Source organism: Parabacteroides sp. AM58-2XD (assembly GCF_003463685.1).
Lineage (GTDB): Bacteria > Bacteroidota > Bacteroidia > Bacteroidales > Tannerellaceae > Parabacteroides > Parabacteroides segnis.
This window is the reverse complement of sequence record NZ_QSDP01000031.1, coordinates 1-12,601: the sequence shown is the minus strand read 5'-3', so window position 1 is coordinate 12,601 and position 12,601 is coordinate 1. Positions and strand designations below refer to the sequence as shown.

General features: G+C 34.5%; 9 protein-coding genes and 2 pseudogenes. All 11 read right to left on the bottom strand.

Annotated features, from left to right (window positions below; all coding sequences use genetic code 11):
* Nucleotides 1-5 precede the first annotated feature (5 nt).
* Nucleotides 6-1,121, bottom strand: a complete 1,116-nt coding sequence (locus DXA15_RS09585) for a glycosyltransferase family 1 protein (RefSeq protein ID WP_128133890.1) — start codon at nucleotides 1,119-1,121, stop codon at nucleotides 6-8.
* Nucleotides 1,118-2,563 carry a lipopolysaccharide biosynthesis protein gene (locus DXA15_RS09580; protein ID WP_010802892.1) on the bottom strand — a complete coding sequence of 482 codons (1,446 nt, stop codon included), beginning with the start codon at nucleotides 2,561-2,563 and terminating at the stop codon, nucleotides 1,118-1,120. Before DXA15_RS09580 ends, DXA15_RS09585 begins: the two co-directional genes overlap by 4 nt.
* Nucleotides 2,564-2,568: 5 nt before the next feature.
* Nucleotides 2,569-3,546 carry a glycosyltransferase gene (locus tag DXA15_RS09575; protein WP_010802893.1) on the bottom strand — a complete coding sequence of 326 codons (978 nt, stop codon included), beginning with the start codon at nucleotides 3,544-3,546 and terminating at the stop codon, nucleotides 2,569-2,571.
* Nucleotides 3,512-4,135 (bottom strand): DapH/DapD/GlmU-related protein, encoded by a 624-nt coding sequence (locus DXA15_RS09570; RefSeq protein ID WP_007656198.1) that lies wholly within the window; start codon nucleotides 4,133-4,135, stop codon nucleotides 3,512-3,514. The genes DXA15_RS09575 and DXA15_RS09570 overlap by 35 nt, the downstream gene beginning before the upstream one ends.
* Before the next feature lie 9 nt (nucleotides 4,136-4,144).
* Nucleotides 4,145-5,255, bottom strand: a pseudogene (locus tag DXA15_RS09565) (glycosyltransferase family 4 protein).
* Nucleotides 5,239-6,499: pseudogene (locus DXA15_RS09560) on the bottom strand (glycosyltransferase family 2 protein). Before DXA15_RS09560 ends, DXA15_RS09565 begins: the two co-directional pseudogenes overlap by 17 nt.
* A gap of 22 nt (nucleotides 6,500-6,521) precedes the next feature.
* Entirely contained in the window at nucleotides 6,522-7,979 is a 1,458-nt protein-coding gene (locus DXA15_RS09555) for an O-antigen ligase (RefSeq protein WP_007656206.1), read from the bottom strand.
* 2 nt (nucleotides 7,980-7,981) lie between these two features.
* Nucleotides 7,982-10,141 carry a hypothetical protein gene (locus tag DXA15_RS09550; RefSeq protein ID WP_007656208.1) on the bottom strand — a complete coding sequence of 720 codons (2,160 nt, stop codon included), beginning with the start codon at nucleotides 10,139-10,141 and terminating at the stop codon, nucleotides 7,982-7,984.
* A gap of 3 nt (nucleotides 10,142-10,144) precedes the next feature.
* Nucleotides 10,145-10,930 carry a TolC family protein gene (locus tag DXA15_RS09545; protein WP_010802898.1) on the bottom strand — a complete coding sequence of 262 codons (786 nt, stop codon included), beginning with the start codon at nucleotides 10,928-10,930 and terminating at the stop codon, nucleotides 10,145-10,147.
* A 7-nt stretch (nucleotides 10,931-10,937) separates the two neighbouring features.
* Nucleotides 10,938-12,119 (bottom strand): sugar transferase, encoded by a 1,182-nt coding sequence (locus DXA15_RS09540; RefSeq protein WP_309296723.1) that lies wholly within the window; start codon nucleotides 12,117-12,119, stop codon nucleotides 10,938-10,940.
* Between the two features lie 35 nt (nucleotides 12,120-12,154).
* Nucleotides 12,155-12,520, bottom strand: coding sequence for a PleD family two-component system response regulator (locus tag DXA15_RS09535; RefSeq protein ID WP_007656214.1), 366 nt, complete (start codon nucleotides 12,518-12,520; stop codon nucleotides 12,155-12,157).
* Nucleotides 12,521-12,601 lie beyond the last annotated feature (81 nt).

Here is a 12,601-nt window from a genome sequence, read left to right as displayed (position 1 = left end):
GTTATTTATTCTTCTATCGCTTTTATAACTTTATTCATTTGTGCTTCCCATGAAAGTGAAAGAATAGAGCTTCTTATTTCCAAAGGGATAGGATTTAACTTTTTGTAAAACTCTATTATTTTATTTACTTCAATAGGACTTTCGTCTGCCGGGACCTTTAAGATGTAAGGCTTGTCCTCAAAGTCACTGTCTTGTTCCGAATAGATGAAAGATAAGCCGCGAGCCGCATATTCCCGGTTCTTAAGTGTTTTTATATTGGTTATACCACTACGATGGCGCGCCAGACTACCAATGGCCATATCTGATTGTTCAAAAAGCTGATCTAATTCTTCACCATGTTTTGCCCCATGTAGAATGATATAAGGCTCCAGATGATTTGTTTCAATCAGTGGTAAAATATCATTTTTCTCTCTTTCCCCAAAAAAATTACCGACTAGGTGGAAAAACACTTTGTAATCGGGGGTTTTCTTATAATAATTAACCAGGCCTTGTACAAGACGGTCGAATCCATGCCAGTAATGTATCTCTGCGACTCCAATCAAATGGAGTTCGTGAGAAGTGTCATTTGTTTTTTGTTTCAATTTTATTTTGTTAAAATCGACTCCATTGGATATCTGGATTGTGGAAGTACCAAAAATACTTTTATAATCAGAAAATGTAACAATCCGGCATAATTGTTTGGCTAGACTATTCCTGAAATACTTATCCAGAAATCGTTGTAGTTTTCTTTCGGAAGAGGGTGTCTCATTATCATAGGGGTAAGTCGGAATTTCCATAACAACACGAATGTCCGCTTTACGCATTTTTTTTACCATTTTGATCGTAAACGGGTTGGCATTATGATCTGAACGGATATATACGAAACGAATACCTTCATTAATTGCATAATCTGCGATTGAATTGAACTCAATCCGTTTTAGTAGTTTTCCTTTTATTCCCCGTCCATAATCACATAAAATGGCATTATCGATCATCCTGTATTTGTTTCCATCGGACTCGCTCAGATAACAGGTTTGTACATCTAAACCACAGGCCTTTAATGCATCTACCTGATAATGTATTTTTTTACTGATACCATTTGTTTCACTGAAACCATGATATACGAGGAATAGGGCTTTCATCTTTTAATTTTAGATTTAATCAGATTGATAATATCATATTCTCCTTTTATTTGTAAGTATGCTACATAGACTATTGCGGATATGCAGCCTTTTAATAATAGACTGATGTATATAGGATATTTGTCCGACACATAATATATAGGTAATATGCAAACAATTAATATTCCTGTAAGCAAAATGGGAGAGACGAATTGCTTCCAAAATGTCTGAAGATCTTGTTTAAAGGTGATTTTGTACATCCAGATATAACATTGTACAAAGTTTATTGTAAATGTAAGGGATATACACCATGCTACAGCTTCTAATGTCTTGAAAAAAAATATTCCGGTTAATATTCCTATGATATTGAGCAGAGTAGAGAATACCCCACAAATAAATAAACTTTTAGTATCATTTGCTGCTTGAAAAATGGATCCGGAGGTAGAAAGGATTACTTGTATACCGACTGATATAGATAGTATTTGAAAGACAGGAACAGAAGGCATCCATTGTTCACCAAAGATAATCAGGATTATTTCCCGAGAGCAAAACCATAATAACACAGATAAGGGGAATCCAATAAAAGCCAGGAAACGAACTACTTTATTATATGAATCTGAAAGCCTGGACAAATCGTTTTGAAAGTCTGCGAATATAGGATGCATAACCGGGGATATGACATGTGTGATATTCTGAAGAGGCAACATCATGAGACGGTATGATTTTTCATAATATCCTAATGAAACCATATTCATATATTTTCCTATCAGCAATTTATCTAAATTCCGACTGAAATAATTGATTACATTGAACATAAATTGATAAGTAGAGAAGCTAAGAATTTTTTTCATGGATTGAATCCCCCATGTACCGGATAACTTCTGTGGTTTTTTCTGAAAAGATATGAGAAATAGTAATATACTGGACAATATAGGATTAATGATTAATGCATATAGTCCGGCTCCCATAAAAGCGGCAGTTATGGCTAAACTTCCTCCGGCAATTTGAATTGTTAAACTACGATATGCTATGAATTTAAATTCTTTTCCTTTGAATAACAATGCATTTGGTACGATGTTGGCAGAGGCGAAGAATAAGTTCAGTGACAGTAGTTGACAGATGCTTAATAACGTATCGCTTTCGTAAAAATGGGAGATTGGCCATGAGCATAAGAAAAAAATCATAGAGATACCAATACCCAACCAAAGGGTAAAGGAAAAGATATTGCTGAGATCATTTTCGGATAATTCTTTATTTTGTATGATTGCCGGTGCTATTCCAAGATCGCTGAATATACCAAAAAAAGAAATAATAACTGTTGCAATTGCTACTACGCCAAAATCTTCCGGCTCAATGAGACGAGCTAGTATCCCGGCTATTACTAAGGATATTATTATTCCTGAATATTTAGCTATTGCCGTATAAAAAACACCGGATAGAAGTTCTTTCTTTGTGGAAGACATGTAATCTATTTTTTTAAGAATGATTTAAACAGTAAAATAAGGATGTTTTTTCCGGAGACATACCTTTTGTAGTCTTTGATACAGCGTCTTGCTATGTATAAGCGATCTTTAAAAGGCATTTTGTAAGATAACCATACGGCTGCATTCAACATTTTAGACAAATGTTTATCAACTATATACCGTGTTTCTGTATGTTCAGAGGCATAAGTAAATAATCTATCTGTAATGATAAAATAACTATCTATGTTTTTTAAAGAGAATTTACGTGTCATAATGGAGTCACAGCGAAGTCTTCTCTTAAAAAAATCTTTGTGTATACACATCACTCGATTTGACTGTAAATATAATAGAGTACTGAATAACTGATCTTCATGGATAATGCCGGGAAGAAAAAGAAGATTTATTTCTTTCAGAAACTTAGTATTTATAAAATTTAAGCAAGCAGACGGAGTATATTTACTGTTTTCAATTAAGAGCGTAAATAATTGTATGCCATCATACAATATATCAGGATTAGTACAATCTTTACGTTGATAATTAATGTTGATATCGAAATCTGCCTCCTTGTTAAGAATATTGGCATCGAAAAAAATAAAATCTAAAGCATTTTTCTCACATTTGAGAAAACATGACTCCAAAGCGTCAGGTTCAAGATAGTCATCGCTATCCATGAAATATAGATATTTCCCTTTAGCTAAATAAATTCCTTGATTACGAGTAGCGGACAAACCTTTATTTTCTCTGCTATAGATCTGTATTCGGTCATCTTCATTTGCTAATTTTCGGATTATGGATAAAGAGTTATCTGTAGAACCATCATTTATAATAATGATTTCTATATCCTGTAGGGTTTGATTCATGATAGACCTGACGGCCTCTTCCACGAACTCTTCAGTGTTATATACTGGTATTATAATGCTAACCATAGAGTTTGACATTGGATTCATGTTATATTTTGATCCACTTTTGTATATTTGGATCATATCTTTTTATGATTTTTGCAGGGTTTCCCACAGCAATACAGAAATCCGGTATGTCTTTGGTAACAACACTTCCTGCACCGATTTGACACCTTTTTCCAATATGCACTCCGGCTACAACGACTGAGTTTGCTCCTATATGCGAATCATTATCAATCACAACTTCTTTTTTTACAAGAGGCTGTTCATTGGAGTCGCAAGTACCGTCTTCATATCCGTGGTTAAAACCTGAGATGAATACATGTTGTCCCAAGCCAACTTTATCCCCTAGCTTTGCCGGACCGATAACTACAGATCCTATGCCTATTCTGGCATTATTTCCAATAATAACATCTCCTGCACCATTATTTATGGTAGTAAAGTCTTCTACTAAAGAATCTGTACCAACAACAAATTGATTCCAGGGAAACACATCTATTCTTGACCGATTTCTTCTGATAACAGCCCCTTTTCCTTTTTTATGCAAAAAAGGATTCACAAACCATTTAACCCAAAGTCTGGGCCTCGGATTTTTAGGAGATGATATTAAAAACAAAATGAAATGTTTTAGTGTCTCATTTTGTTTTATTTTTTTTTTAAGACTACTATTCATAATTTTATCCTATATATTCCGATAGATTTTTAATAAAGATAAAGCTGTACTCTTCCAGGAGAATTTATTTACTCGTTGTAATCCGTAATCGACTTGTCCGACATAATATTGATGATCATTCTCTAATAAGAGTAATTTATTTGCAATATCTTCTTCATTGAATGGATCTGCCAGTATTCCTTTTTCACCTGCAATTTCCGGCATGGCAGAAGTATTTCCCGCAATTACAGGTGTGCCGCAAGCCATTGCTTCAAGCATAGGGATACCAAAACTTTCCCGGAGTGATGTATATAGAAAAGCATATGCTCCATTATATAAATAAGCCAAATCCTTGTTGGGAATGTATCCCGGATAGGAGAGATAAGGTTTGATCTCTTCTATTCCTTGTTCTTTAAGTATAATATCTAGCTTGTCTTCTTTTAAGTCGGCAATCAGTAGAGGACGTTTTTTCTCTGACTTCTTTAAGTAGATACTATAAGCCTTTAATGTGCGTGGCACATTTTTTTAGGATCAGTATTTCCTAAAAAGAAAAGATACTCTTGACCTGCTATATATTTTTCTGTAACAGATGCTACATCAGGTATTGGATGGAAATGCTGATTATAGCCATTGTATATTGCCGTTATCTGATTCTCACAAAGATGTAATGCCTTTTTAATACGGTTACATTCAAAATTGGAGACTGTGATGATCTTTTTGCATTGGGGGAGAATGCGAGGAACGATCCAGCGACGATAATACCATCCCATATTTTGATACCACGATTTATTTCCGCTTTGCCGCGGTTCTAAAAATATAATATCATGTAGTGTCAGTATCAAGGGTACCGGGCAATAAATAGGAGCTGTGTTACTTGTACAATGTAGTAAATCTGCTTTTATCTTGCTACGGCACGAGGTAAGGCAATCTGCTCCCAAAGTGGATATGTAGGACAGTTGACTTCTATGATATGCATATTGGGAGTCTCCTCCAGACAGCGATCATCTCCCGGACTTACAAAAATATAATACTCATTCTCTTTATCTATTTTTTGTAATTCCCGTATGCTTTCTAAAGCAACGAAGTCCATTCCATGTTTATTAGAACGGAATATACGTTGAGCTTCAATGGCTATTTTCATATTTTACAGAGTGTTTAGTATGGATAAATTTTTTGCTTCCTCCTCTTAACCGGAAAAGGTTTAGAAACATAAGAAAAAACAGAATTGGCAAACTGATGATTGCCTTTTTAAACTGCTTATCAACCAGATAATTGGGAACTGCTAAACTGAAGGTTATACCAATGAAAAGTAATAATCCCCACCATTTAATTGATAGAAATATATTTATAATAGTTAAAAAACAAGCGATAAGGATAACGAATCCTAACAACAAAATACGGGGGGGTATCATCCATTGGAATAGCTTATCACAATAATCCCATTTCCCGCTCAACATCGCTCCGGGTAATTGAGAGATCCCTGAAAACAGATTATTGAATTGAGTCGCTAACCAACGGCGTCGTTGGTTGTAAAATTCTTTTTTATCTCTTACTTTTTCATCATAGGTATAGACATCTTCCAGATATTCAATATATATATTTTGTAAAAGTAATTTGCGTTCCATGTGTTTGTCTTCGCCTATTTCATCAATATCCTGGATCATCTTTTTGAATAGATCATATTCGAAAGCCATTCCTGACCCACTTAAACCGGAAGAAAATCCAAGGCGTGTATGTCCTTTTCTAAAAATAGAGTTATTAATTTCTTCACTGACAGCGTCTAATACAGCCGTGTTTGTATCCCGGTTCTTAGCAACTCTATGTGTTTGTATTGCCAAGCATCCGGAATAGAAGGCATCGTTTATTTTATCCAGGAAATGAGGATTTACTACATTATCCGCATCGAGTACAACTACCATATCATAAGATAATTTGTTGTCTTCTATGTATTCGATCGCTTTTTGTAATGCATAGATCTTAGTACTTCTCGGATCAGATATTTGGGTCACCATTGCTGTTGTTCCCTCCAATCTGGCGATTGTATCTTCTCGCATTTGATCAGATATCACGATCACATCATATAACTCTCTTGGATAATCCTGCTTGAAAAACGATTGTACAGAATCGACAATCACATCATCTTCCATATAGGCTGGGAACAATATGACATATCTGTGTTTCTTATTTGCTTTAGGATAAGAATAGACAGCCTTTTTTTTAGAATAGGCTGCAAAAATGAATAGATATAAGACTGCTATAAGGAAAAGTAAAAACAAAACAGCATCTATAAGCAGAAATAAATACTCCTGTTGCATCTATAAGCAGAAATAAATACTCCTGTTGATCTATCCAGTTATTTTTTAAGCTAAATAATAGTTCTATCATGTTTTATTATCAACTAGTCGGTTTATGAATAATTTTTGATTTTATCACTGAGTTCCTTATCAAAATATTTTCCGTTTAAAATGAAACTCATACCCATGAATACTATAACCATCGTGGGGAATTGTCCCCAAAATGAATTTCCATATGCACTTAAAAACATACCGAATATAGCACATAGCCATCCTGTCAGTATCCCTTTTAGTTCGGGATCATATATATTAAACATTAAAATCCATGTTCCACGAGCTATGGTAATAAAAACCATACCTAAATATAATATTAAACCAATGATTCCTGTTTCAACCCATATCTTGACATACCAAGAATCAGTAGGAATAGATGTTGTAAAACGTCTGGATACTTTCACACCCAAACCATCACCAGATAATCCTAATCCTTCTCCGAATGGTTTGTATTTTAAATATTCTTTTAATCTTTTCTGGTTTTCTTTACGGACAATATATGAAGCATCTTTACTTGGTGTAAATGCTGTTCTCATTCTTCTGATAGTCGCATTACTTTGACCGATCATTGTAAAAGCGAAGAACACGTAAATCAGAACTAAAGAAGCTGTTCCAATTAAAATAGACCGAGTCTGTTTGCTTACTACGGTATAAAGTGCTAATCCGGCCAGTGGTACAATTATTGCCCCTCGAGTACCGGAAAGCATCATTGTATACAAAGAAGCAATAGCTACGCTTGCGTAATAAATCTTGAAAGTTTTATTTTTCATATACAAAGATGTTATACCAAAAATAATACCAGCACCTCCCATATTGGATCCCATGTTACTCGCATCTGTGAAGAAGGAGAAATAACGTATACCGGAATGAATTATATGGGTCGTTGCACCTCCATTGTTGAGCCATCGGGTTTCATAGGTATCAAAACCAAAATATTTTTGCATAAAGGTTTTTAATATGGCCAATATAGTGAATAATGAAAATGTAAATAAAAGAACTTTCAATGTTTTGTATCTGGTACATAGTAGTGAGGTAAGGATTGTTATAATTAGTCCGTTAATGATTAACCCTCTAGATAAAATCCACCCTTCAAATACTGCACTTGGATTCATCACTTCCAAAATGCAATAGAAGGCCCATAATGCTGATAATGCACTTAGAATGTGGAAGCTTCTTTTCCATTCTATATTATGATAGAGTGCACTATGCACAAAAATAAGTACAAGGGTAAGTACATATAAAATATCCATGATTATACTTATTCCTTCTATAGGCATATAACGGGTGATCCCCAAAATGAAATAATTGATAGTAAAGATTATGAATAACATTAACTGAGGATATCTTAAGATTAGGATTCCTGCGATACATATTAGTGGAAGTGCTGTAATTCCTGCAAAAAGTACCATATTCATGGATAATAAAGCCATGAGAATACCAACCAGCCCTATCAATATAATAAGATAGAGAAGCTTTATTGAACGAGTTTCAACTGGTATGTAATTACTGTTATTCATACTTATTCCTTTATAGCAGAGTTTCTTGCGGTTAATCCCATATATATAATACGATTGGAAAATGAACGTATAGAAGTTTCCGGAGGCAATTGACCTGTAAAATCTTCTACAGCTTCACGGCTTGCATTATTTAAATAAAGGAATAACGGCTTGTCTTGAGCCATGTCCATTAGATATTTCACAAATTCTTCATCACTATTCTTCCATACTCTATGGGCATTAGCTATTAAAAGGTTTACATCTGCTTTATTTAATAGACAAATCGGCAGACTATTATCTTTAATAGAAGGATATTCCAATAGGAGAATATCCATTTGATCATAGTCTTCTATGTAGGAACTTATTTCTCCTGAAGATAGATATGTTGCATCAATTGGGAAATCTATTCCCGCTACCAGATATTTGACATTGAATCCGATTTCTTTCCAATATTCTAATAAATATTGGCAAACAAAACTTTTCCCTTCTTTTCTTTCTATACTTAGTATATTAATATGAAAGGTTTTTCCTTTTTTCATGTGTTGAATAAATCGATTATGCGTATAGGCTGCAGATATTCTGTTACAAGCTTTTATAAATCCTCTGTATTTTAATTGCTGGTTACCCGTGAAAGCACCTAAAACATTCATTTTAGTAAGTCTGCGGGCACGTTCTGCATCTCGTAGAGTTCTGTCTAATAATTCTACGATTAAATTCAGACCGATAATGAATATTATACTACCGGCAAACGCAGCTATGATTAACAACATTCGTTTGCTTTTATCACTGAAAAGAGGGAATGTCGGTTCTGATATTGTGTTCAATGTTGCAGTAGTTAATTGCAAATTCTTTTGTTTCATTTTTGCCATATTCAGGGCATGTAACACCTGCAAATAAGCTTCTTCTGTCACATGTATTTCACGCTCTTGTCTGTTTATCTGGGTTCCTACAGGAGAATATGTCTTATATTGTTCAGTGAATTCTTTTTTCCTTTGGTCTAATATCTTCAATTCAGCTTTTGCTTTGATGTTGATAATGGTTTGTGCCAACCACTCATTGACTAATCCATCAATAGAAATACCTTCCTTACTTTCTTTATAATTATTGATTTGTTCTGTCAGTGTTGCTACTTTTTTCTCTGCATTCTTTAAATCATTTTTGTATTTCAATAATTCTGGATCGTCATTTTGAGTATCTTCCGTTGTAAATATTTCTATTTCCGTTATTTTTCCATTTATTTTAGATATTTCTTCTAAGGCTTTGATAAACTCGTCGTTAGCTTGTACTAACTTGACGCGAACTCGCATGTATTGTTCAAGGCCTTCAAGTAATTGTGAAGAACTATTGATTCTGCGAATTACTTCTTCATAGCGATTCTCAAAATCTGAAAATGAACCGGCAATAGCTTTTGTTTGTTCCTGATAATTTATTACGCTATTCTTGATATTGTAATCCGTAAGTTCGTTTTCGAGATTGTTTAATTGACTTCGTAATCTCTTTTGCTCGGCTTCGTAATATTTTACGATGTCGTCAGCAGTTTTATATTTTAATTGATTATATGAAAAGCGTAACTCTTCACTAAGGAGTTTCACAGTTGTTAATGTGATACCAGGGTCCGTAGATGTGTAAGCAATATCAATCAAGTCGCTATTCCCCAGGCGTTTTACAATGATTTGGGATAATGCATTATAACTATAATAAGGAGTGAATCCGTTAAATAGCTTATACAAGAAATTATGCGTATCACTTTGTTTGTATTTCTCAAGATTAATTATCGTTTTCTTAAAAGAATCTTTATCAATTAAATTCAGGACTTCTTTAGGAACAAAACTAACCAGGTTCTGATAGTTTTTGGCTGTAATATATTTATTATCTATATTGGGATCTCCATTAATAAGATTCAATGCTAATAATTTCATTGATACGGTTTCTAAAGTTCCTTTTGACTTAGTCAGATTTACTAGATTATCGAAAGTATTGTTTACACTCATCCAATCCGGTTTACTTTCACTCTCTAATCCGGTATTGGATGTAATGCCAGTATAGATAGATGTACTCACGGTATATTTTTTTTGCATGAACTGTGTAAAGTATGCAACTAACGCTGTGACAACTAACGTTCCTAATATTAGTTGATAGCGAATGCGATGTAGAAAACGGGATATATAGAGTGTGATATCCATAAGTTATCTGTTTATGATCTTTACATTTGTGAGCATCTCTAGTAGAGTGACAGCATTATGTAAAGCTGTTCGTCCTTCCTGATAAAGGATGATTGCATTAGTACGTCTTCCTTTCTCTATAGAGAGTTCTCCGATACCAATTTTTCCGTTAATGAAGTCTTGTTCGGATATTTTCATTTGGGCATTATATAATGCAGCAGCATCTGATTTAGCTTTCAGGGTAGCTAAAGATTGTAATACATTATTATAAGCTTCCAATATTTTTAATTTTCGTTCTTCTATTGACATCTCATATTCGTAATCCAGTTGGCGGAAATGTGCTTTCTTGGCTCTTATCTTTTGCTTGCGGCTGGCCAAATCGCCGAAAGGTATTGATATGGATAGTCCTGCGCTATAAGTGCTTTTATTACTTCCTAGACTTGTCATAAGTAAAGGATCATCAACTGTTTCTGTTGATGATAATTGCACGATTCTTCCGTATTGGTATTGTCCGTATATCCTGAAATAGTTTAGCCATTCTCTCCTTGACACTTTCATTTCAGCATTAGCTTCTTCCCGTTTGGCTTCATATATCTTTATTGAAGGATGATCGTAAACAGATTGTAAGAAAACAGAAAGAGGAGGAAGTTGAACCCGTTCATAGTCGTCTAACATGGCCTGTATAGAATCTGCATTGACCATGGCTGTTACTTCTACTGTTGTAGCTTTGTCAAAATAGTTGCTTTTCTTTTTTTGACAGAAACAGTAAGACGTATTTATCAGTAACAATATAATGAGAATATTTTTCATCAGATATTTATACATCCTCCTTTTGGATAAACGCTGTGAACGTTTTAATAATGATCCTCATATCCATACCGAAAGAAAACTCTTTCGCGTACTTGATATCCAGTTGTTTCCGCTCTTCGGCAGACATTTTTCCTGCACCACCCCGTTTTTCAACTTGCCAGAGTCCGGTCAGTCCGGCAGGACCCATGAAACGTTGCACATATTCGTCGCTTGTAAGCAATTCGGCTTCGTAAAGGGGGAGAGGACGGTTTCCTACAACAGACATATCACCTTTTAGGATGTTGAATAATTGCGGAAGTTCATCAATACTATATTTTCGAATGAAATGACCGACGCGAGTGATTCGTGGGTCGTTTTCCAGTTTGAAGAAGGCATTAGAACGTTCGGTTCGTTTAGTTTTTAGGTAGTTATTTTCGGAAGTACTTAGGTTGTCCGAAAATAAAAGTATATCCTGTTCCTGTTCTTGTTTCTGTTCGCTGGAACAGGATCGCTGAGATATCTCAGCAGCCGAAGAAGAGTCTTTAAACTCTTCTTCGGCTATATTTTTTGTATACTGATTTAATTGCTGATATTCAGCCAGCCGTTTGTCTGCATCCGAATACATGGAACGGAACTTGTAAAAGTCAAAAATCTTATAATTGCTGCCTACACGTTTCGATTTATATACAATCTTTCCATTACTTTCGGTACGAATAGCTAATGCTGTCAGGATAAGTATCGGGGATAAGCAAAGAATAGCGGACCCCGAAGCCAGGATATCGAATGTTCGCTTCCATAAAGGGAGTCTGAATTCTGTCAAAGATGATATCTGATTATCTTTTCTGGCTTTTTCCTTTTCTTTAAAATCAATAATAACAGAAAATAATTTCTGCAAATCATCCTTGGAGGTGTTCTTTGATATCATGCAATCAGTGCCAGCTCTCAGATAAGGAATTTTCTCTTCCTTACTTAACGTTTCACTGATTAAAATAATGTATAAGGTAGGATATAATTTATGCAGTTGAGCGATAGTGGGTATATCTGTTGCCATATCGGACCTCTCCATAAAAACACAAAAATCGATGTATTCAATACTGGATAGACAAGATTTTATCTGCTGGAAGGTGATACATTCGATGATTTTGCATTGCAAAGTTTCACGTAAGTGAGCGGCAAGAGGAATATTATGTCCCCAAAAGATATATTCCATACAAAATGTTGTTATTTACCCTAGCGTTTAGTTATTTATCTCAAAAGTCTTTTTACCCGAACCCTTAATTCTTCAGGATTAAAAGGTTTCAGAATAAAATCTTCTGCCCCTTCTTCAAAAAGACGTATTCTGTTCGCGCTACTTTCAACGCTTGACAGAATCAATACCGGAATGTGATTAAAAAGAGCATTCGCCTTTAGATAACATAAGAATTCTTCTCCACTCATTTCGGGCATATTCAAATCGGATATCACTCCGTCAGGAATATTTCCTTCATTAAGCCAGGCTATAGCTTTAATCGGATTTTCTCTATATGTGACGTCATATAGAGAAGATAAATAAAGCATTATAATCTTTGCTATCTCCGGCTTATCATCAACCAATAGAATTGACTGTTTCATGTTTTTATATACTAGTGCTGTTTTTTATTTGCTTCAATGCACAAAATTAAAATAATTATTTAATAAACGTATAAAAATCAA

Bases quoted from the DNA above. Each gene is read 5' to 3' on its own strand.
- DXA15_RS09580 (WP_010802892.1), bottom strand. From the start codon at position 2,563: ATGTCTTCCACAAAGAAAGAACTTCTATCCGGTGTTTTTTATACGGCA.
- DXA15_RS09545 (WP_010802898.1), bottom strand. From the start codon at position 10,930: ATGAAAAATATTCTCATTATATTGTTACTGATAAATACGTCTTACTGT.
- DXA15_RS09575 (WP_010802893.1), bottom strand. From the start codon at position 3,546: ATGATCCAAATATACAAAAGTGGATCAAAATATAACATGAATCCAATG.
- DXA15_RS09540 (WP_309296723.1), bottom strand. From the start codon at position 12,119: ATGGAATATATCTTTTGGGGACATAATATTCCTCTTGCCGCTCACTTA.
- DXA15_RS09585 (WP_128133890.1), bottom strand. From the start codon at position 1,121: ATGAAAGCCCTATTCCTCGTATATCATGGTTTCAGTGAAACAAATGGT.
- DXA15_RS09535 (WP_007656214.1), bottom strand. From the start codon at position 12,520: ATGAAACAGTCAATTCTATTGGTTGATGATAAGCCGGAGATAGCAAAG.
- DXA15_RS09555 (WP_007656206.1), bottom strand. From the start codon at position 7,979: ATGAATAACAGTAATTACATACCAGTTGAAACTCGTTCAATAAAGCTT.
- DXA15_RS09550 (WP_007656208.1), bottom strand. From the start codon at position 10,141: ATGGATATCACACTCTATATATCCCGTTTTCTACATCGCATTCGCTAT.
- DXA15_RS09570 (WP_007656198.1), bottom strand. From the start codon at position 4,135: ATGAATAGTAGTCTTAAAAAAAAAATAAAACAAAATGAGACACTAAAA.